The sequence below is a fragment of the Pseudomonas putida genome, assembly GCF_001636055.1.
Classification (GTDB): domain Bacteria; phylum Pseudomonadota; class Gammaproteobacteria; order Pseudomonadales; family Pseudomonadaceae; genus Aquipseudomonas; species Aquipseudomonas machongensis.
Window position 1 is genome coordinate 542,233 of the sequence record NZ_CP011789.1, and the last position, 20,635, is coordinate 562,867.

The 20,635-nt window shown below is 63.3% G+C and carries 20 protein-coding genes; 12 read left to right on the forward strand and 8 right to left on the reverse strand.

From position 1 onward, the window contains the following. Window positions 1-283 precede the first annotated feature (283 nt). Both AB688_RS02360 and AB688_RS02365 read left to right on the forward strand, forming a co-directional pair. On the forward strand, window positions 284-1,003 hold the full coding sequence (locus AB688_RS02360) for a carbonic anhydrase (RefSeq protein ID WP_063541972.1): 720 nt from the start codon (window positions 284-286) through the stop codon (window positions 1,001-1,003). A 187-nt stretch (window positions 1,004-1,190) separates the two neighbouring features. After that, window positions 1,191-2,720 (forward strand): SulP family inorganic anion transporter, encoded by a 1,530-nt coding sequence (locus AB688_RS02365; protein WP_162714335.1) that lies wholly within the window; start codon window positions 1,191-1,193, stop codon window positions 2,718-2,720. Window positions 2,721-2,739: 19 nt separating this feature from the next. On the opposite strand, the gene AB688_RS02370 is transcribed toward AB688_RS02365, so the two are convergent. The 4 genes from AB688_RS02370 to AB688_RS02385 all read right to left on the reverse strand — a co-directional run bounded on the left by AB688_RS02370 (window position 2,740) and on the right by AB688_RS02385 (window position 6,800). After that, window positions 2,740-4,317, reverse strand: coding sequence for a M48 family metallopeptidase (locus tag AB688_RS02370; RefSeq protein WP_063541974.1), 1,578 nt, complete (start codon window positions 4,315-4,317; stop codon window positions 2,740-2,742). Beyond that, window positions 4,314-4,679, reverse strand: coding sequence for a hypothetical protein (locus AB688_RS02375; RefSeq protein WP_054893377.1), 366 nt, complete (start codon window positions 4,677-4,679; stop codon window positions 4,314-4,316). Before AB688_RS02375 ends, AB688_RS02370 begins: the two co-directional genes overlap by 4 nt. A gap of 33 nt (window positions 4,680-4,712) precedes the next feature. Continuing rightward, window positions 4,713-6,053, reverse strand: a complete 1,341-nt coding sequence (locus AB688_RS02380; protein ID WP_063541976.1) for a CHASE2 domain-containing protein — start codon at window positions 6,051-6,053, stop codon at window positions 4,713-4,715. Window positions 6,054-6,164: 111 nt separating this feature from the next. Further along, entirely contained in the window at window positions 6,165-6,800 is a 636-nt protein-coding gene (locus AB688_RS02385) for a hypothetical protein (protein WP_063541978.1), read from the reverse strand. A gap of 382 nt (window positions 6,801-7,182) precedes the next feature. Here AB688_RS02385 and coxB point away from each other — a divergent pair, with 382 nt between their 5' ends. The 4 genes from coxB to AB688_RS02405 are packed head-to-tail and all read left to right on the forward strand — an operon-like array spanning window position 7,183 to window position 11,420. Continuing rightward, window positions 7,183-8,310: a cytochrome c oxidase subunit II gene (coxB, locus tag AB688_RS02390; protein WP_063541980.1), complete on the forward strand. Its 1,128-nt coding sequence runs from the start codon at window positions 7,183-7,185 to the stop codon at window positions 8,308-8,310. A 43-nt stretch (window positions 8,311-8,353) separates the two neighbouring features. Further along, window positions 8,354-9,937, forward strand: coding sequence for a cytochrome c oxidase subunit I (gene ctaD, locus AB688_RS02395; RefSeq protein WP_063541982.1), 1,584 nt, complete (start codon window positions 8,354-8,356; stop codon window positions 9,935-9,937). A gap of 12 nt (window positions 9,938-9,949) precedes the next feature. After that, a complete protein-coding gene (locus AB688_RS02400; protein ID WP_063541984.1) occupies window positions 9,950-10,516 on the forward strand; it encodes a cytochrome c oxidase assembly protein in 567 nt (188 codons plus the stop codon). 16 nt (window positions 10,517-10,532) lie between these two features. Then, the gene (locus tag AB688_RS02405; RefSeq protein ID WP_054893371.1) at window positions 10,533-11,420 is read left to right on the forward strand and encodes a cytochrome c oxidase subunit 3; all 888 of its coding nucleotides are present in this window, start codon (window positions 10,533-10,535) and stop codon (window positions 11,418-11,420) included. A gap of 30 nt (window positions 11,421-11,450) precedes the next feature. Here AB688_RS02405 and AB688_RS02410 read toward each other — a convergent pair whose 3' ends face one another. Then, window positions 11,451-11,654 carry a twin transmembrane helix small protein gene (locus AB688_RS02410; protein ID WP_063541986.1) on the reverse strand — a complete coding sequence of 68 codons (204 nt, stop codon included), beginning with the start codon at window positions 11,652-11,654 and terminating at the stop codon, window positions 11,451-11,453. 63 nt (window positions 11,655-11,717) lie between these two features. Between AB688_RS02410 and AB688_RS02415 the strand changes: the two genes are divergently transcribed. Genes AB688_RS02415 through AB688_RS02435 form a run of 5 tightly spaced genes read left to right on the forward strand, consistent with a single transcriptional unit; the run spans window position 11,718 to window position 15,604 of the window. Continuing rightward, on the forward strand, window positions 11,718-12,461 hold the full coding sequence (locus AB688_RS02415) for an SURF1 family protein (RefSeq protein WP_063546604.1): 744 nt from the start codon (window positions 11,718-11,720) through the stop codon (window positions 12,459-12,461). After that, entirely contained in the window at window positions 12,427-13,011 is a 585-nt protein-coding gene (locus AB688_RS02420; protein WP_063541988.1) for a hypothetical protein, read from the forward strand. Before AB688_RS02415 ends, AB688_RS02420 begins: the two co-directional genes overlap by 35 nt. Before the next feature lie 9 nt (window positions 13,012-13,020). Then, window positions 13,021-14,091 (forward strand): COX15/CtaA family protein, encoded by a 1,071-nt coding sequence (locus AB688_RS02425; protein ID WP_063541990.1) that lies wholly within the window; start codon window positions 13,021-13,023, stop codon window positions 14,089-14,091. Continuing rightward, window positions 14,076-14,975, forward strand: a complete 900-nt coding sequence (cyoE, locus tag AB688_RS02430) for a heme o synthase (RefSeq protein ID WP_054893367.1) — start codon at window positions 14,076-14,078, stop codon at window positions 14,973-14,975. Before AB688_RS02425 ends, cyoE begins: the two co-directional genes overlap by 16 nt. Continuing rightward, on the forward strand, window positions 14,972-15,604 hold the full coding sequence (locus AB688_RS02435; RefSeq protein WP_054893366.1) for an SCO family protein: 633 nt from the start codon (window positions 14,972-14,974) through the stop codon (window positions 15,602-15,604). The genes cyoE and AB688_RS02435 overlap by 4 nt, the downstream gene beginning before the upstream one ends. 73 nt (window positions 15,605-15,677) lie before the next feature. Here the strand turns inward: AB688_RS02435 and AB688_RS02440 are convergent, their stop codons facing one another. The 3 genes from AB688_RS02440 to AB688_RS02450 form a co-directional block, all read right to left on the reverse strand. Then, window positions 15,678-16,451 (reverse strand): MetQ/NlpA family ABC transporter substrate-binding protein, encoded by a 774-nt coding sequence (locus AB688_RS02440; RefSeq protein WP_063541992.1) that lies wholly within the window; start codon window positions 16,449-16,451, stop codon window positions 15,678-15,680. Window positions 16,452-16,515: 64 nt separating this feature from the next. After that, entirely contained in the window at window positions 16,516-17,187 is a 672-nt protein-coding gene (locus AB688_RS02445) for a methionine ABC transporter permease (RefSeq protein WP_054893364.1), read from the reverse strand. Further along, entirely contained in the window at window positions 17,187-18,194 is a 1,008-nt protein-coding gene (locus AB688_RS02450; RefSeq protein WP_054893363.1) for a methionine ABC transporter ATP-binding protein, read from the reverse strand. Before AB688_RS02450 ends, AB688_RS02445 begins: the two co-directional genes overlap by 1 nt. A 224-nt stretch (window positions 18,195-18,418) precedes the next feature. On the opposite strand from AB688_RS02450, the gene katE reads away from it, so the two are divergent. Beyond that, entirely contained in the window at window positions 18,419-20,563 is a 2,145-nt protein-coding gene (gene katE, locus AB688_RS02455) for a catalase HPII (RefSeq protein WP_063541994.1), read from the forward strand. Window positions 20,564-20,635 lie beyond the last annotated feature (72 nt).

The window sequence follows — 20,635 nt, forward strand, 5'->3', positions numbered from 1 at the left end:
AGTTCCACTACCCTGTAACCTGACTCATACCTACCAATAATTTCATTGGAGGGTATTGGCGGCTGATGCTTTTTTGCTATTATCCAAGTCTCCCCTCGAAAACCTGGAACGCCCGTTCTAGAGCCTCCGAATTCAGTTTCAGTTAAGTTTTCTCCGCTAGCGTAGGAAGTCAGTCCACAGCGACTGTGATTTATTACCTGTGCGCGTCATCTAATTCTCCGCATAGCCAGAATCTTTCCCCGGTAAAATGGAACTTACCTACAAACCGTCAAGAGGATGAATCATGCCCGTCAAGGACCCATCCAAGCCCGTTCCGGCCGCTCCCGCCGAGAGCGCCGATGCCGCCCTGAAGCACATCGTCGACGGCTTCCTGAAGTTTCACCATGACGTTTTCCCCGAGCAGCAGGAGCTGTTCAAGAAGCTCGCCACCGCGCAGAAGCCGCGCGCGATGTTCATCACCTGCGCCGACTCGCGCATCGTGCCTGAACTGATCACCCAGAGCTCGCCGGGCGATCTGTTCGTGACCCGTAACGTCGGCAACGTGGTACCGCCCTACGGGCAGATGAACGGCGGTGTTTCCAGCGCCATCGAATACGCTGTGTTGGCCTTGGGCGTTCACCACATCATCGTCTGCGGCCACTCCGACTGCGGTGCGATGCGCGCGGTGCTCAACCCGCAGTCGCTGATCAAGATGCCGACCGTTTCCGCCTGGCTGCGCCACGCCGAAGTGGCCCGTACCGTGGTCGAGAGCAACTGCTCGTGCGAAACGGAACACGAGAGCATGCAGGTGCTGACCAAGGAAAACGTCATCGCTCAGCTGCATCACCTGCGCACCCACCCTTCGGTCGCCTCGCGCCTGGCGGCCGGACAGCTCTACATTCACGGCTGGATCTACGATATCGAAACCAGCCGCATCGAAGCCTACGACGCCGCGAGCGACAGCTTCCTGCCCCTGGCTGCTGGCGAGCCAGTGCCGTGCGCAACTCCGAGAGGCCGCTACTAAGCGACCCCAACACCTGAAGAAACCTTGATAGCCGGCTGCGCCCACCAGGCGCGGCAGGGCTTTCTGCTGCCTTGAATTTCCCTGACCTACTGGCCGGCAATCCTGCTGGCGGCCCGCGCCTGCGCGCGATTCAGGGATCCCCGTGCCGTCGGCCAGTGGAATGGCCGTGAATCAGAAAAGGAGCGTTATGGTGAACATGACACAGATAAAAGCGGCCTTGCCGCGAGAGTTGCTGGCTTCGGTCGTGGTGTTCCTGGTGGCCCTGCCGCTGTGCATGGGCATCGCGATCGCCTCGGGCATGCCGCCCGCCAAAGGGCTGATCACCGGGATCATCGGTGGCATCGTCGTGGGCTTCCTGGCCGGCTCGCCCCTGCAGGTCAGCGGCCCGGCCGCAGGCCTTGCGGTGTTGGTGTTCGAGCTGGTGCGCCAGCATGGCGTGGCCATGCTCGGGCCGATCCTGCTGCTGGCAGGCCTGTTGCAGTTGCTGGCCGGGCGGCTGCGCCTGGGCTGCTGGTTTCGCGTCACTGCACCGGCGGTGGTGTACGGCATGCTGGCCGGTATCGGCGTGCTGATCGTGCTGTCGCAGGTGCATGTCATGTTCGACAGCGCGCCACAGCCCTCGGGGGTCGAGAACCTGCTGGGCTTCCCCGCGACCCTGGCCTCGGCATTACCGTTTGAAGCCGCCGGCAATGGCTGGCAGGCCGGCGCTTTGGGCCTGGGCACCATTGCGATGATGTGGGGCTGGGAACGCTGGCGCCCGCAGCGCCTGCGCTTCATCCCCGGTGCCTTGCTGGGCGTGGCGACAATGACCGCGATCAGCATCTGGCTGGCGCTGCCGGTCAACCGTGTGCAGGTGCCTGCAGACCTGTCGGAGGCGATTGACTGGATCCGTCCGGACGACCTGCTCAAACTGGCCGATCCAACCTTGCTGGTGGCCGCCTTCGCCCTGGCCTTCATCGCCAGCGCCGAGACGCTGCTGTCGGCTGCGGCGGTGGATCGCATGCACAACGGCCAGCGTTCGGATTTCGACCGGGAGCTGTCGGCGCAAGGTATCGGCAACATGCTGTGCGGTGTGCTGGGGGCATTGCCGATGACCGGCGTGATCGTGCGCAGTTCGGCCAACGTTCAGGCCGGTGCAAAGACTCGCGCCTCGGCGATCCTGCATGGCCTGTGGTTGCTGGCGTTCGTGGTGGTGCTGAGCAGCGTGCTGCAGCAGATTCCGGTGGCAAGCCTGGCGGGCGTGCTGGTGTACACCGGTATCAAGCTGGTCGATTTCAAGGCCTTCCGCGGCCTCGGGCGCTATGGCCGGATGCCGATGTTCACCTACGCCGCCACGGCGCTGGCGATCATCTTCACCGACCTGCTGACCGGGGTGCTGCTGGGCTTTGCCCTGACCTTGCTCAAGCTGGCGTTCAAGGCTGCGCGCCTCAAGATCAACCTGGTCGAGCTGCCGCGCCATGGGCACATGGAGCTGCGCCTGAGCGGTGCGGCCACCTTTCTCAAGGTGCCTGCCCTGACCCAGGTGCTGGAAAGCGTGCCTGCCGGAACGCATCTGCATGTACCGCTGGCGAACCTGAGCTACATCGACCACTCGGTGCTGGAGCTGCTCGAGGACTGGGGGCGCGCGAGCCGCGCCGCCGGCTCACGTCTGTCCATCGAGCAGCGCGGGCTCAAGCGGCGCATCGAGGGCCGCTTGCGACGCAGCGTGCAAGTCTGAGGCGTCGTGTGCCCAGGTCTCAGGCCGACTTGGGCACCAGCTTGCGGCAGCCTTCTTTACGGCTGGGGTACTGCTCGCATTTGCGCAGTACCTGCTTTACCTGGTCATCGGCCTGGAGTTGACGATTGGCCAGCAGCTTCTCGGTGATGAACAACTCCTCTGAGCCCAGGTTCTGTTCGGCCTTGTCGATCATCCCCAACGCTGCCTGGGGATCGCGGTTGCGCAGGTGATGACCGATGATCAAGTCATAGACCATCGGGCTTGCCAGCGACCAGTCCTGGATGCCCTGCAGGTCAGCGAGGGCCGCGCGGCCGTTGCCCTGCGCCGAATGCACGGCGAAAGCCGCACGCCGGATGCCTGGCTGGTTACCGACAGGAGACGCCAGCGCACGGCTGACGAAGGCCTCGGCTTCGCGGGTCTTCTTCTGCTCCAGTGCAGCGGTGGCTGCGTAGGCGTCCCGGTAAGCCTGCAGCGAACGCTGCACCGTCGCCGAATCGCGCACCTGCGGCCAGGTGCGACGGTTTACCCGCGCCTGGGTCTGTTGCTGGTATTCGCGGTCCAGATACTGGCGCAGCTCTTCGTCTCGCTGGATCGGCGACATGTGCGAGCGGGTCAGGTACTGGCCGGTGGCGTTCAATGCCGTGCCCAAGCCCTGGTTGAGCAGGGTCTGAAGTTCCTGGGTGGTGCGGTTGAGGTCGAGTTTTTTCAGCGAGTCGGTCATCGCCGTCTGGCGCTCTTGCAGGAAGCTTGCGAGCAAAGGCTTCTGCTTGCCCTGGAAGTCTTCCAGGCGTTGCAGGCTGACACTCGAGGCCCGCGGCGCGTAGCCGGCGCGGATCATCAGGTCGGCGCCGAGCAGGTCAGCCTGGTCTTCCTGGGTGCGGCCCCAGGCGGTGCTCCAGACATTGTCCGAGAAGCTGTTGGCCAGCGAGGTGTAGAGCACGGTATTCCCGATGGCCTTCTGCGTACCCACCGGGTCCTTGCTGAACAGCGCGCCGGTCTGCTTGTTGCGTCCGGTATTCTTTGCCACGGTTGCGATCACCACCGTGGTGGTGATGTTGGTGAGCAACTGTTTCTGCTCCTGGAACGCTGCGCGACGATCATGATGGCGCAGCAGCACATGGCTCATCTCGTGGCCGAGCATGGCCGCGATTTCATCCTCGCTCTCGACGTTGTCGAGCATGCCCAGCGGCACGAACAGGTTGCCGTAGGGGTCGGCCGAGGGGCCGAAGGCGTAGCTGTCGACGATGCGTACCTGCAGGTTCGGTGCCTGCCCCGGCCAGCCTTTGGCCAGGCGGTTGACGATACCTTGCAGGTAGCTTTCCAGGGCCGGGATGCGCACCAGGTTCTGCTGGCGGATCTCGTCGGCGGGAATCGCCCGGCCGTCGAAGCTCAAGCGCAGTTGCTGGGTTTTCTGTGGGTCGAGCCGATAATACGAACGCACGTCCTGATGATCGACATAACGCCCGTCCAGCCGCGACTGGGTCGAGGGGCCGACCAGGTTCTGCAAGGCGTCGTTGGCCCCGTTGAGCGTGTTGCAGCCGCCGAGCATTGCCAGCGACAGGGCGGCAGCGACGCCCTTGAGCTTGCCCGTACTCATTTCTTGCACCCGGCGCCGTAGCCGATGGTCGAGTTGTTCTGGTGGTCGTCGGAATAGCCGCTTTGCAGGGTCTGGCAGGGGAACTTGACGATGTTCAACGGCGGGTTTACCCGCACCGCCATGGTGTCCATCCAGACGTTACCCTCGGGCAGTCCTACCTGGATGATGTCCAGCTCCTTGTTGTACTGCAGCACCTTGGGCGCTTTTGGCAGGCTGCTGCTGTCGACCTGGCGCAGCGATTTGCCCTGGTCGTCCAGCACTGCCACCGACTTGCGCAGCCAGGCTTCGACTACCGGCTCGGGGGTGGCCATCACGCTCTGGCTGACCAGCAGCGACAGCAGCAATAGGGAGCTCTTGATCATCTCTGGGGTCCTTTGATAGAGAAATTCCGGGTGTCAGGCCCTGTTGGCGAACAGGGCCTGGATCCTTGCGCTGAACAACGTGAGCGACAACAGCAACAGGCCGAGCACGTTGGCCGGCGTGTAGTTGTAGTACCAAAGCCCGCAACTGAGCAGGACGATGGCGGCGAGTACCAAGGCCCAGGCAGCCAGTGGCCGCAGCCTTGGGCGACGCCGTTGGATGAACAGCGCGCGGGTGAACAGCGGGGCGTCCAGGCTGCCCTTGAGCAGGGTGATGCCGCCCAGCAGGAGCAGTTCGAGGATATCCAGTACATCGACGGAGCCTGCCGGAATGCCGAGGTCGGCGAGGCTGGGCGTGGCCCGGTAGTAGTTCATGCCCCAGTTGATCAGGTTGTCCAGGGCCATGGCATGCCAGTAGACGCCGGGAATCTTGCCGTGCAGCGCAGATTGGGTGAGGTCGCCGGTGCCAGCGATCTGCGCGCCGACCAGGACCAGCTTCCCGCGCAGCAGTGATTCGAGCAGCTTGCGGTCGTCCGGGTCGGTGACCTCAAGGTCGGTAGGCGACAGCGTCAGGGTGTACGCGCAGGTCGCCCGTGCCTGTTTGCCCAGCTTCCAGAACACCGCCTGCTTCAGTTGCTCGAACAATCCCGGAATATCGCAGGTGCTGACATCGGCGACCTTTTCCTGCTCGGGCGAGCGGTACACGCCCCATTGCACGGTCATCGGAGCAAGCTCGGCAGCGCTGGCGGGGTCTGCGGGCAGGTCTGTGCATGCCTGGTGGCGGCAATAGTCGCGGTAGAGCCGCAGGGCCGGAGTTTCCAGCGTGCCCAAGGGCGTCTTCACGGCGAGCGGGTACTGGTTGCCGAAGTCGCTCCAGCTCACCAGCGCTGGTGTGCTGACCTCGGCCAGGCGCGGCAGGGTGTTGACCGCGCCTTCGCTTGCCCGCGGCAGGCCGGTATCGGCCAGGTACAGCGGGATATCCTGCTGGCGATAGCGTTCGAACACATTGGCCAGCAGCTGGCTTTCCATGCGCGGGGGCTGCCCGGGGATTTCACGCGAGTGGTCGTGGCTGTAGAGCAGGTCGACGAACACTGCCGCCGGCTCATAGGCCAGCAGGCGCTTGAACAGCTTGCTCTGCTCGTTGTACGGCAGCGGCCAGTAGGTGTCGTTGCGCAGCAGATAGTCATCGTCGATCAAGACCACCACGACCTGTTGCTGGCCCTTGTCGGCGTAGGTAGCTGCCAACAGGCGGTTGAGCCAGCGCGACGAGGCATCGTCGGTCGAGCTGGCGATACCGAAGGGGTCGAGCAACGCGATCAGTACGACTGACAGGCCGAACAGCGCCTGGCGCAGGGAAAAAAGGGAGGGCTTCAGCATCCATGCCTCAAACAAGGGGTTGAGGCATTTTGCCACTATTGGCGATCGATCCGAAAGCGCCCGCAACCATCAAGGGGCGCATTGCGCCCCGTCAATGATCGAATCGTCGTGTTACAGCGCCAGCTCCACACTCAATTGGCGCGACAGGCACGGCCAGCGCTTCCAGGCTGCGCCGGTCTCGGGGCTGCTGAGGGTGTTGCGATAGGCTTCGACCGACTCCACGGCAAAGCTTTCGTCATCGAGCATTTCTTCGACCGAGTGATGCACCACTTCATCCAGCTGGTTGGCGAAGTCCTCGCCGATCAACTGGTGGGCGATGAGGTTGGCCACGGTGGTGTCCACCGGAATCAGCGGCTGCTGGAAGTGGCGGATATACAGGTCGTTGACCTCCTCGACCAGACGATGGGCCAGATAGGCTTCATCGAGCAGGCAATCCAGGCCGACGTGTCCCTGCATCACCTCCGGGGGCTGCAGGAAATAGGCTTCGGCGATTTTCAGCACTGGCTTGATCTGCGACTCGATGCCGGCCTCGCGGGCGACGGCGTTGGCCGCTTCGAGCAACTCCGGAACCTGGTCGATGTAGGCGCGGACGAAACGCGTCAAGGTACCCTGGGCGTCCTGCGGGGGCAGTTGAATCGAAGGATGCAGGTGAGGCAGTTGTTGTTCGAGGCGTTGCTTCAGTTGGCCTGTGCGGCTCTCATGTTGATGGGCGTTTTCGATCTGCTCGCGTACAGCTGCGATGTTCATGACAACTCCAGGGACAAGGCGTTACAAACGGAAGACACTAAGTTAGCTCGGCTGCGTAGATTGCTAAGACGCATTTGTTATAACAACAAGGCACTTGTTCCGCTGGGTTATATCAATGTGCCACTATTGTGCCCCGAACGCTCTGGAATAATCCTTTCAGCAATTTCAGCCAGTGCGTGAAGTTGTTTTCACATCACGCGTTGCGTGCCATTGGCCGCTGTCTATACTCCGCTTGAACGTGATTCGTTGATGAGGCCCGACTGCCGTTTGCAGGGGGCTCGGTCGTCGAAGCCAGGCAGTCTTGACCCCCGTTCCCCCCCTTATGTCGTAGAAAACGTCGTCCACGCCTCCGGGACTACAAGAACGATAAGGGGAACCCGCAATGATGCGACATCCACATGTCTGGATGGGCCTCCTGTTGTGGACGGTGTTCGGTCAGGCACACGCTGCCTGGACCGTGAACATGGCTCCGGGGGCGACGGAAGTCTCCCACGCCGTGTTCGACCTGCACATGACCATCTTCTGGATCTGCGTGGTCATCGGCGTCGTGGTGTTCGGCGCGATGTTCTGGTCGATGGTCATCCATCGCCGTTCCACCGGGCAGCAGCCTGCGCATTTCCACGAGCACACCTGGGTCGAGATCATGTGGACGGTCGTCCCGTTCCTCATCCTCGTCGCCATGGCCATCCCGGCCACCAAGACCCTGATCGACATCTACGACGCCAGCGAGTCGGACATCGATATCCAGGTCACCGGCTACCAGTGGAAATGGCACTACAAATACCTGGGCCAGGACGTCGAATTCTTCAGCAACCTCGCCACCCCGTCCGAGCAGATCCGCAACCAGGCGCCCAAGGACGAGCATTACCTGCTCGAGGTCGATCAGCCGCTGGTGTTGCCGGTCGGGGCCAAGGTGCGTTTCCTGGTGACCGCCGCCGACGTGATCCATTCCTGGTGGGTGCCGGCCTTTGCGGTCAAGCGTGATGCCATTCCCGGTTTCGTCAACGAAGCCTGGACGCGCATCGAGAAGCCGGGCATCTACCGCGGCCAGTGCACCGAGCTGTGCGGCAAGGACCACGGCTTCATGCCCGTGGTGGTCGAGGTGAAGTCCAAGGCCGACTACGACACCTGGCTCGGCGAGCGCAAGGCCGAAGCGGCCAAGCTCAAGGAGCTGACCAGCAAGGAGTGGACGCTCGAAGAGCTGGTCGAGCGCGGCGACAAGGTCTACCACACCACCTGCGTGGCCTGTCACCAGGCCGAAGGCCAGGGCTTGCCGCCGATGTTCCCGGCGCTCAAGGGCTCGAAGATCGCCACCGGGCCCAAGGAAGCGCACCTGGGCATCGTCTTCCATGGTAAGCCCGGCACCGCCATGGCGGCGTTCGGCAAGCAACTGTCGGAGGTCGATATCGCCGCGGTGGTCACCTACGAACGCAACGCCTGGGGCAACAACAAGGGCGACATGGTCACGCCGAAGGACGTACTGGCGCTCAAGCAGGCGGACGCGCAATGAACCGGGTTAGCCGTGGCAATCAGCGGATTGCAGGAGACAGGACATGAGTGCAGTGATCGACGAGCACGGCCATGACCATGCGCATGGTCCGGCCAAGGGCCTGATGCGCTGGGTACTGACCACCAACCACAAGGACATCGGCACGATGTACCTGTGGTTCAGCTTCGCCATGTTCCTGCTTGGCGGCTCGTTCGCCATGGTGATCCGCGCCGAGCTGTTCCAGCCGGGCCTGCAGATCGTGGAGCCGGCATTCTTCAACCAGATGACCACCATGCACGGGCTGATCATGGTGTTCGGCGCGGTGATGCCGGCGTTCGTCGGCCTGGCCAACTGGATGATTCCGCTGATGATCGGCGCTCCGGACATGGCCCTGCCACGGATGAACAACTTCAGCTTCTGGCTGCTGCCGGCGGCCTTCCTGCTGCTGGTCTCGACCCTGTTCAGCCCCGGCGGCGGGCCGAACTTCGGTTGGACCTTCTATGCGCCGCTGTCGACCACCTATGCGCCGGCCAGCGTGACCTTCTTCATCTTCGCCATCCACCTGATGGGTATCAGTTCGATCATGGGCGCGATCAACGTCATCGCCACCATCCTCAACCTGCGCGCCCCGGGCATGACCCTGATGAAGATGCCGCTGTTCGTCTGGACCTGGCTGATCACCGCCTTCCTGCTGATCGCGGTGATGCCGGTGCTGGCCGGCGTGGTGACCATGATGCTGATGGACATCCACTTCGGCACCAGCTTCTTCAGCGCGGCGGGTGGCGGCGATCCGGTGCTGTTCCAGCACGTGTTCTGGTTCTTCGGTCATCCGGAGGTGTACATCATGATCCTGCCGGCCTTCGGCGCGGTCAGCTCGATCATCCCGGCGTTCTCGCGCAAACCGCTGTTCGGCTACACCTCGATGGTCTATGCCACCGGCGCGATCGCCTTCCTGTCGTTCATCGTCTGGGCACACCACATGTTCGTGGTCGGCATCCCGGTGGTGGGCGAGCTGTTCTTCATGTATGCCACCATGCTGATCGCCGTGCCCACCGGGGTGAAGGTGTTCAACTGGGTCAGCACCATGTGGCAGGGCGCGATGACCTTCGAGGCGCCGATGCTGTTCGCCATCGCCTTCGTCATCCTGTTCACCATCGGCGGCTTCTCGGGGTTGATGCTGGCTATCGCCCCGGCGGACTTCCAGTACCACGACACCTACTTCGTGGTCGCCCACTTCCATTACGTGCTGGTGCCTGGCGCGATCTTCGGCATCTTCGCTTCGGCCTACTACTGGCTGCCGAAATGGACCGGGCACATGTACGACGAAACCCTGGCCAAGCTGCATTTCTGGCTGTCGTTCGTGGGCATGAACCTGGCCTTTTTCCCCATGCATTTCGTCGGGCTGGCCGGGATGCCGCGACGCATTCCGGACTACAACCTCCAGTTCGCCGACTTCAACATGATCTCCTCCATCGGTGCGTTCATGTTCGGCGCCACGCAGGTCTTCTTCCTGTTCATCGTCATCAAGTGCATCCGCGGCGGCGAGCCGGCTCCGGCCAAGCCCTGGGATGGCGCCGACGGGCTGGAGTGGTCGGTGCCCTCGCCTGCGCCCTACCACACCTTCCAGACCCCGCCGGAAGTGAAATAGGAGACTGACGCGATGACCGGCCTGTCGCTCAAACGCCTGGTGCTGCGCCTGTTGATGCTGACGGTGGTGATGTTCGCCTTCGGCTTTGCCCTGGTGCCGATCTACGACGTGATGTGCAAGGCCTTCGGTATCAACGGCAAGACGGGCGGGCAGTACGAGGGCAGCCAGGTCAGCGACCCCTCGCGCACGGTGCGGGTGCAGTTCATGTCGACCAACGCGAGCGACATGGTCTGGGACTTCTACTCCACCGCTGACCAGCTCGAAGTGAATCCGGGTGCGGTGAACCAGATGGTGTTCGTCGCGCACAACCCGACCGACCGGCCGATGAGTGCGCAGGCCGTTCCTAGCATCACCCCGGCCGAAGCGGCCGCGTATTTCCACAAGACCGAGTGCTTCTGTTTCACCCAGCAGGTGCTGCAGCCCGGCGAGCGCATCGAGATGCCGGTGCGCTTCATCGTCGACCGCGACCTGCCGGGCAATGTGAAGCACCTGACCCTGGCCTACACCTTGTTCGACATCACTGCGCGTCACCCGCCGGTCGCCCATGCCGCGGTACAGGACGTTCAGGGCGCCCGCTGAGGGAAGGAGAACAGCAATGGCAAGTCATGAGCACTACTACGTTCCGGCGCAGAGCAAGTGGCCGATCATCGCCACTATCGGGCTGTTCATCACGGTGTTCGGCCTGGGTACCTGGTTCAACGACCTCAAGGCCGGACATCCGGAATCCCACGGGCCGCTGATCTTCTTCGTCGGTGCGCTGTTTCTGGCCTACATGTTGTTCGGCTGGTTCGGTGCGGTGGTCAAGGAGAGCCATGCCGGGCTGTATAGCGCGCAGATGGACCGCTCGTTCCGCTGGGGCATGAGCTGGTTCATCTTCTCGGAGGTGATGTTCTTCATGGCCTTCTTCGGGGCGCTGTTCTATGTGCGGGTGCTGGCCGGACCCTGGATCGGCGGCGAAGGGGCCAAGGGCGTGACGCACATGCTCTGGCCCAGCTTCGAGTTCGTCTGGCCGCTGCTGCACACGCCCGATCCGAAGCTGTTCCCGCCGCCCAAGGACATCATCAACCCCTGGCACCTGCCGCTGATCAACACCCTCCTGCTGGTCAGCTCCAGCGTCACCATCACCATCGCCCATCATGCCCTGCGCAAGGGCCATCGCGGCGCGCTGAAACTGTGGCTGGGGCTGACCATCCTGCTGGGGCTATCGTTCCTGGCGCTGCAGGCCTACGAATACTACGAGGCCTACGTGCACCTTGGCCTGACCCTGGGCTCGGGAATCTACGGCGCGACCTTCTTCATGCTCACCGGTTTTCATGGTGCGCACGTCACGCTCGGCACCTTGATCCTGATCGTGATGTTCGTGCGCGTGCTGCGCGGGCATTTCAACCCGGACAAGCATTTCGGGTTCGAGGCGGCCAGCTGGTACTGGCACTTCGTGGATGTGGTGTGGGTGGGGTTGTTCATCTTTGTGTATGTGCTTTAGCCGCAAGGTGGACCCTGTGGGTGGGGCAATTCAGAACGGCGCTTGCGAAACCAGCTGCCCGCTGATGAAACCCCAGGCCACCAGGCCGACGGTCAGGGCGGCCAGGATCACGCGCACGGTCAGGGCCTTGAGCAAGCGGGTCGACTGGTCATCGTCCTTGACCAGGAACACCAGGCCACTGAACAGGCTGGCGATAGTGGCCAACAGCATCAGGACAATCGCGGCCTTGAGCATGGCGAAACTCCGGGGGGATGCAGTGATGTGGACAAGTATAGCGATCGACAGGGCGAGGCCGCGGTGAGGCCATTTCGCCCAGGGCTGGTCCCGACCCTGGTGGTGTTCGCACTGCTGCCGGGGCTGATCGCGCTTGGCTGCTGGCAACTGCGTCGGGCCGAAGAAAAGCGCCAACTGCTCGACAGCTACGCCGAGCGGCGCATCGAGGCACCGGTGGCCGTAGCGCAGCTTGTGCAACTGCCTGAGCCGGCCTTCTACCGTGTGCGCCTGTTCGGTCAGTTCGACCCCGAGCACAGCCTGCTGCTGGACAACCGCCTGCGCGACGGCCAGGCCGGTGTCGAGCTGCTGCAACCCTTCCACGACCAGGCCAGCGGCCAGTGGTTGCTGGTCAATCGCGGCTGGTTGCCCTGGCCGGACCGCCGCGTGCCTGTGCGTTTCGACACCCCGGCCCAGCCCCTGGCGTTGCATGCCACGGTCTATGTGCCGCCAGGCAGCACCTTTCAGCTGCACCCCGACCCGCCCGGCGGCCAGTGGCCGCACCTGCTGACCGCTGTCGATCCCGCGCAGCTCTGGCAGCAGCTGGCGCGCGAAGGCTTCGCCCATGAACTGCGCCTGGAACCAGGCCCTGCCAGCTATCGGCTGGATTGGCCGGTCGTTGCCATGGGCCCGGAAAAACACCTCGGCTATGCCGTGCAGTGGTTCGCCCTGAGCACGGCGCTGGTGCTGCTGTACCTGTATTTCGGCTGGCACAACGACAACAAGGAGAAACGCCATGGCCGCCGCCACGAGTCCACTGGACGTGCCTGAAGGGCGCAAGTCCCGCACCCGCGGGCGCTTGCAGCTGATCCTGATCCTGCTGGTGACCCTCGGTCCGATGATCCTCGCCACCAGCATGTACAAGCTCAAGTTTTGGGTGCCGGAGGGGCGCAGCTACCATGGCGTGATGATCGGCAATGGCCAAAGCCGCGCCGATATCGGCATCCAGGCTCAGGACGAGCGCTGGCAACTGCTGGTCAGCACGCCCGATGCCTGCACCGAGGACTGCCAGCAACTGGTCTACCTCGCCCGACAGATCCAGGTCGGCCTTGGCCGCGATGCCAGCCGCGCCAGCCATGCGCTGGCAACCGCGACGCCCGTGAGTGGCGACTACCAGGCGCTGCTCGAGCGCGAGTATCCGCAACTGCAGCGCTATCCGCTGGATGCCGACCGCTATCGCACAAAGGTCGTCGAGCCCGGCGCGCAACTGTGGATCGTCGATCCCCACGGCAACCTGGTGCTGCGCTACGACGCCAAGGTCAAGGGCAAGCATGTGCTCGACGACCTGCGCCACCTGCTCAAGCTGTCCAACATCGGCTAGGAGGCCAGCATGGCCAGACCCGGTTACCGACTCGCTGTGTTCGCCACCCTGCTGGCACTGGTCGTCGTGCTGCTCGGCGCCTACACGCGCCTGACTCACGCCGGCCTCGGCTGCCCCGACTGGCCCGGCTGCTATGGCTTCATTGGGGTGCCCAAGACCGATGCGCAACTGGCCCATGCCGAGTTGCACTTCCCCGAGCATCCAGTGGAAGAAGCCAAGGGCTGGGCGGAGATGGTGCATCGTTATTTCGCCGGCACCCTGGCGCTGGTCATCGCTTGGCTGGCGATAGGTGCGGTACGTCGTCATGGCCGCGACGGCGGTCCCTACCGGTTGCCGGTGCTGCTGCTGGCCGTGGTGCTGGCACAGGCAGCGTTCGGCATGTGGACGGTGACCCTCAAACTCTGGCCGCAGGTGGTCACGGCGCATCTACTCGGAGGCTTCACCACCCTGAGCTTGCTGTTCCTGTTATCCCTGCGTCTATCCCGGGCCTTTGCGCCACCGCCCAAGCTGCCGTTGAGCCTGCGTCGGGTGGCTGCGCTGGCACTGCTGGTGGTGATTGGGCAGATCGCCCTGGGCGGGTGGGTGAGTGCCAACTACGCGGCAGTCGCCTGCATCGACTTGCCGACCTGCCATGGTCAATGGTGGCCTGCGGCAGACTTCAGCAACGGTTTCCATCTCACCCAGCACGTCGGCCCCAACTACCTGGGTGGGCAGCTCGACAGTGACGCGCGTACGGCCATCCACATCAGCCATCGCCTGGGCGCGTTGATGGTCGTGGCAGTGCTGTTGATGCTGAGCTGGAAGCTGCACCGCAATGGCCTGTCCGGCCTGGCCCGGCTGGTGCTTGCTGCCCTGGCGCTGCAGGTGGGGTTGGGAATCAGCAACGTGCTGCTGCACCTGCCGCTGGGGGTGGCTGTGGCGCACAACGCCGGGGGCGCCCTGCTGCTGCTGACCATGGTGCTGGTGAACTACCGCATTCGGGTGGTCGACAAGGTGCGTGTCGGCCTGGGCTGGCGCCTGCGGCCGGTCACGCCTGGCGTTTCCCATCACCTGAGGAACGACACGTGGCGACGGTTCTGAGCCAAGGGCGGCAGCGCGCCGGCTGGCGCGACTACCTGGAGCTGACCAAGCCCAAGGTGGTGGTGCTGATGCTGATCACCTCGCTGGTAGGCATGTTCCTCGCCACCCGCGCGGGTGTGCCGTGGACGGTGCTGCTGTTCGGCAATTTGGGCATCGCCCTGTGCGCCGGTGGCGCGGCGGTGGTCAACCATGTGCTGGACCGGCGCATCGACGCCTTGATGGCCCGCACCTGCAAGCGGCCGGTGGCCAAGGGACGGGTTGCGCCCCTGCCGGCGCTGGCGTTCGCCCTGGCCTTGGCAATCGCCGGGATGGCGTTGCTGCTGGCCTTCACCAATCCGCTCACAGCCTGGCTCACGCTCGCCTCCCTGTTGGGCTATGCGGTCGTCTACACCGGCTTTCTCAAGCGCGCCACGCCGCAGAACATCGTGATCGGCGGCCTGGCGGGCGCCGCCCCGCCGTTGCTGGGTTGGGTCGCGGTCAGCGGCCACCTGAGCGCGGAGCCGCTGTTGCTGGTGCTGATCATCTTTGCCTGGACGCCACCGCACTTCTGGGCCCTGGCCATCCACCGCAAGGAGGAATACGCCAAGGCCGAGATACCCATGCTGCCGGTGACCCACGGCGAGCACTACACCAAGCTGCACATCCTGCTCTACAGCCTGGTGCTGCTGGCGGTGAGCCTGCTGCCCTACGCCATCCACATGAGCGGCCCGCTCTACCTGGCCTGCGCCCTGTTGCTGGGGCTGCGCTTTGTCCAGTGGGCCTGGGTGTTGTACCGTGGCACCCGGCCGCACGCGGCGATCGGCACCTTCAAGTACTCTATCGCGTACCTGTTCCTGCTGTTCATCGCCCTGCTCGTTGACCACTACCTGTTGCTGAACCTATGACCCGAACCCAGAAAACCGTCTTCATCCTCGTTGCCCTGGTCGCGCTGATCATGGGCTTGACCGTCAACAAGGTGCTCAATGGCCGTAGCGAGGCCAACCCGGCCGAGCTGATCGATGCCGGCATCATCCTCCTGCCGCAGAGCCGCAGCGTGCCGGATGTGACCATGAACGACCAGAACGGCCAGCCAGTGGCGCTGGATCAGTTGAAGGGCAAGTGGTCGTTGCTGTTCTTCGGCTACACCTACTGCCCGGACATCTGCCCAACCACGTTGGCGCAGTTGCGCCAGGTGAAGAGCGAGTTGCCCAAGGAGGCAATCGACCGTTTGCAGGTGGTACTGGTAAGCGTCGACCCGAACCGCGACACGGCTCAGCAGCTCAAGCAGTACCTGGGCTATTTCGACAAGGATTTCGTGGGGCTGGCAGGTTCCATCGAGGATACCCAGAAGCTGGCCAATGCCCTGAGCATTCCGTTCATCCCGGCGGACACCAGCAAGCCAGGGTACACCGTCGATCACAGTGGCAACCTGGCGGTGGTCGGGCCGGACGGGCGTCAGCGCGGGTTCATTCGTGCGCCGTTCAACAACCAGAAGCTGGTGGCGCAGTTGCCGGGGCTGGTCAAGCGGGATTGATGGCCCCCAAAAGCTTCGCGGGCAAGTCGGCGTTCCGGCTTGCCCGCGAAAAAATCCAGCGCGATCGTTCGGCTTAGAACGCCGGCACCACGGCGCCCTTGTACTTCTCGTTGATGAACTGCTTCACCTCAGGCGAGTGCAGAGCCTGCACCAGCTTCTTCACCGCGTCCGCGTCCTTGTTGTCCTCACGGGTCACCAGGATGTTCACGTACGGCGAGTCGCTGCCTTCGATGGCCAGGGCGTCCTTCTCTGGATTGAGCTTGGCTTCCAGGGCGTAGTTGGTGTTGATCAGCGCTGCATCGACCTGGGTCAGCACGCGCGGGATGGTGGCCGCTTCCAGTTCGCGGAATTTCACACCCTTCGGATTTTCAGCCACATCCTTCACGGTGGACAGGATGTTGGTGTTGTCCTTGAGCTTGATCACGCCAGCCTTGTCCAGCAGCAGCAGAGCGCGGCCGCCGTTGGTGGCGTCATTGGGGATGACCACGGTGGCGCCCGATGGCAGTTCATCGAGCTTCTTGATCTTGGCCGAGTAGATGCCCAGTGGCTCGATGTGCACGCCGGCAACGCTGACCAGCTTGGTGCCCTTGGCCTTGTTGAATTCATCCAGGTAAGGCTGGTGCTGGAAGAAGTTGGCGTCCAGGCGTTTTTCCGCGACCTGCACGTTCGGTTGAATGTAGTCGGTGAACTCCTTGACCTTCAGCTCCACGCCTTCCTTCGCCAGCTGTGGTTTGACGAAGTTGAGGATCTCGGCGTGCGGCACCGGGGTGGCGGCGACGGTCAGGGTTTCGGCGGCATTGGCCGAGAAGGCCGCGACGGCGGCGACGACAGCGAACAGCTTTTTCATCGATCACTCCTTGTGAGGGCCGCGACGGCCCCCGAACGGGACGGCCGGGCCGACCCTGTTAGGCTTACTTACGGGAAAAATGTACGACCAGCTTGTCGCCGACGCTCTGCAGAATCTGCACCAGTACCAACAGCAGTACCACCGTGACGATCATCACGTCGGTCTGGAAACGCTGGTAGCCGAAGCGGATGGCCAGGTCGCCGAGGCCGCCCGCGCCCACCACACCGGCCATCGCGGTGTAGGACACCAGGGTGATGGCGGTGACGGTGATGGCCGCGAAGATGCCCGGACGGGCCTCCGGCAGCAAGGCGTTGGTGATGATCTGGCGGGTGGTGGCGCCCATCGACTGGGTGGCTTCGATGATGCCGCGGTCCACCTCGCGCAGTGCGGTCTCGACCAGGCGCGCGAAGAATGGCGTGGCGCCCACGACCAGTGGCGGAATGGCACCGGCCACGCCCAGCGAGGTACCGGTGATCAGCACGGTGATCGGAATCATCACGATCAACAGGATGATGAACGGCAGCGAACGCAGGATGTTGACGATCAGCGACAGCAGCGCGTAGACGCCCTTCTGCTCGAACATCTGCCGGGGCCCGCAGAGGAACAGCAGCACGCCCAGTGGCAGGCCGAGCAGCACCGTGAACAGCAGCGAGCCGAACAGCATGATCAGGGTGTCGCCGGTGGCGAGGGAAATCTCGGCCCAGTCGACGTTGGCGAAGAAATTCAGGGCGTCCATCAGCGCAGGACCTCCATGTGTACGTCAGCCGCCTTGAAGCGGTCAAACGCTGCGTCGATGTTGCCGCCGGTGACGGCGAGAGTCAGTTGGCCGTAGGGGACATCCTTGATGCGGTCGATACGGCCGGCCAGGATGCTGTAGTCCACCCCGGTCTCCCGGGCCACGGTACCCAGCAGCGGCGCGTAGGTGGCGTCGCCCTGGAACGTCAGGCGCACGATGCGGCCCGGCACGTGGGCGAAGTCGTCGCGCTGCTCGCCCTCGTCGACCTGCTCGTCTTCCTGGACGAAGCGCTTGGTGGTCGGGTGTTGCGGGTGCAGGAACACGTCCGCCACCGGCCCCTGCTCGACGATCACCCCGGCGTCCATCACCGCCACGCGGTCGCAGACTCGGCGGATCACATCCATCTCGTGGGTGATCAGCACGATGGTGAGCTTCAGCTCGCGGTTGATCTCGGCCAGCAGTTGCAGCACCGAGGCGGTGGTCTGCGGGTCGAGGGCGCTGGTGGCCTCGTCACACAGCAGGATCTTCGGGTTGGTCGACAGCGCCCGGGCGATGCCCACGCGTTGTTTCTGGCCGCCCGACAGTTGTGCCGGGTATTTTTTCGCGTGGTCCGACAATCCGACGCGGGCCAGCAACTGGCTGACGCGCTTGTCGATCTCTGCGCGCGACAGCTCGCCGGCCAGCACCAGTGGCAGGGCGACGTTGTCTGCGACGGTTTTCGAGGCGAGCAGGTTGAAGTGCTGGAAGATCATGCCGACCTGCTGGCGGAAGCGGCGCAGCTGGTTGGCGTCGAAGGCGGTGACGTCTTCGCCATCGACGATGATCTTGCCGCCGGACGGCGCTTCGAGGCGGTTGATCAGGCGCAGCATGGTGCTCTTGCCAGCGCCGGAGTGGCCGATCAGGCCGAACACCTGGCCATTCTCGATGGTCAGGCTGGTCGGATTCAGGGCGGGGATGTCCCTACCGGCGACGCGGTAGGTCTTGTGCACACGTTGGAACTCGATCACGTAGCGAACCTTGTGGGGCGCATGGAAATTGGGGGCAGCGGTGAGCTGCGGTGGCGCATTTTAGCCTTTTCCCATAGTTGTTCTTAGCATTTATTTCGTAATCGACCAATCGATCCGGCATAACGCGACAACCGGTAATCCCGATGGAACGCTTGGCGAAACGGTCCAGTCATTACTTGAACAAGCCCGAACGGGCAGCCTGAAGACTGATGAGGAGAGCCAAGATGTCGAGCAACAGGACGGATGCGCCCAAGCAGAGCGAACTGGCCGGTACCCAGACGCCTGACCGCGCCAACACCAATGCCAAGCTGCAAAGCCTCGAACAGGACCGTAACGACGCTACCGGCCAGGCGCTGCGTACCAACCAGGGCGTACGTATCGCCGACAATCAGAACACCCTCAAGGCGGGCGCGCGCGGGCCTTCGCTGCTCGAAGACTTCATCATGCGCGAGAAGATCACCCACTTCGACCACGAGCGCATCCCGGAGCGCATCGTGCACGCCCGAGGTACCGGTGCCCATGGTTATTTCCAGAGTTATGGCGATCACAGCGCCCTGACCAAAGCCGGCTTCCTGCAGGATGCCGAGAAGATCACCCCGGTGTTCGTGCGTTTCTCCACGGTGCAGGGGCCGCGTGGCTCAGGTGATACAGTGCGTGATGTCCGTGGATTTGCCGTCAAGTTCTATACCGATGAAGGCAACTTTGACCTGGTTGGCAACAACATGCCGGTGTTTTTCATCCAGGATGCGATCAAGTTTCCCGACTTCGTCCACGCGGTGAAGCCTGAGCCGCACAACGAAATACCAACCGGTGGCTCGGCCCACGATACGTTCTGGGACTTCGTTTCGCTGGTGCCCGAGTCGGCGCACATGGTGATGTGGGCCATGTCCGACCGCGCCATCCCGCGTAGCCTGCGGATGATGGAAGGCTTCGGTGTGCATACCTTCCGGCTGATCAACGCCGAGGGCGTAGCCAATTTCGTCAAGTTCCACTGGAAGCCGCGTCAGGGCGTGCATTCGGTATTGTGGGACGAGGCGCAGAAGCTGGCGGGCAAGGACACCGACTACCATCGCCGCGATCTGTGGGAGGCCATCGAGACCGGTGACTATCCCGAGTGGGAGCTGGGCGTGCAGATCGTGCCGGAGGAAGACGAGCACAAGTTCGACTTCGACCTGCTCGACCCGACCAAGATAATTCCCGAAGAACTGGTGCCGGTGACGCCGCTGGGCAAGATGGTGCTCAACCGCAATCCGGACAACTTCTTCGCCGAAATCGAACAGATCGCCTTTTGCCCGGGGCATATCGTGCCGGGCATCGACTTCACCAATGACCCGCTGCTGCAAGGCCGGCTGTTCTCTTACACCGACACTCAGATCAGCCGCCTGGGTGGGCCGAACTTCCACGAGATCCCGATCAACCGGCCGGTGGCGCGCAATGACAACAATCAGCGCGATGCCATGCACCGTCACACCATTCACAAGGGCCGCGCCGCCTACGAGCCCAACTCGATCGATGCTGGCTGGCCGAAAGAAACCCCAGCAGCGCCGCAGGACGGTGGCTTCGAGAGCTACCAGGAGCGCGTCGACGCGCACAAGATCCGCCAGCGCAGCGAGTCGTTCGGCGATCACTTCTCGCAAGCCCGGCTGTTCTTCCACAGCATGAGCGACACCGAACAACAGCACATCATCAAGGCCTACAGCTTCGAACTGGGCAAGGTCGAGCGCGAGCATATTCGTGCGCGAGAGGTTAATGAGATTCTGGCTAATATCGACCTGAAGCTTGCGGCGGCGGTCGCGCAGAATCTTGGTTTGCCGGCGCCCAAGAGCGGGACGGTCAAGGCTAAGGAGTCGAAACTCAAGGCGTCGCCGGCCCTGAGCCAGATGAATCATCCGGGCGATGTGGGCATCAAGGGGCGCAAGATCGCGTTGCTGGTGGCCAATGGCGTGGATGACGAAAGCGTCGACAGGCTGGTCAAGGCGCTGGAGGCCCACAGCGCACGTCCCATGCTGCTGGGGCCGACCTCGGCGCCGGTGAAGACCTCTGGCGGCAAGGCGCTGGCGGTGGATGCGTCGATGGAAGGCATGCCTTCGGTCATGTTCGACGGGATCCTGGTGCCCGCTGGCAAGGCCTCGCTGGATGCGCTGGCGGGCAGCGGTGTGGCCAAGCACTTCCTGCTCGAGGGCTACAAGCACCTCAAGGCGATCGCTCTGGCCAATGATGGCAAGGCGCTCCTGGGGGCGCTGGGGCTCAAGGAGGACAAGGGGTTGCTGCTTGGGGATGACCAGAAGACCGTGGAAGCCTTCGTAAAGGCGGTCGAAGGGCACCGGGTGTGGGAACGGGAGGCGGCTGCAGAAGCGATTCCGGCTTGATGCCGTAGCATCTGTTCGCGGGTAAACCCGCTCCCACAGGTTATGTACGCATCTGTGGGGGCGGGTTTACCC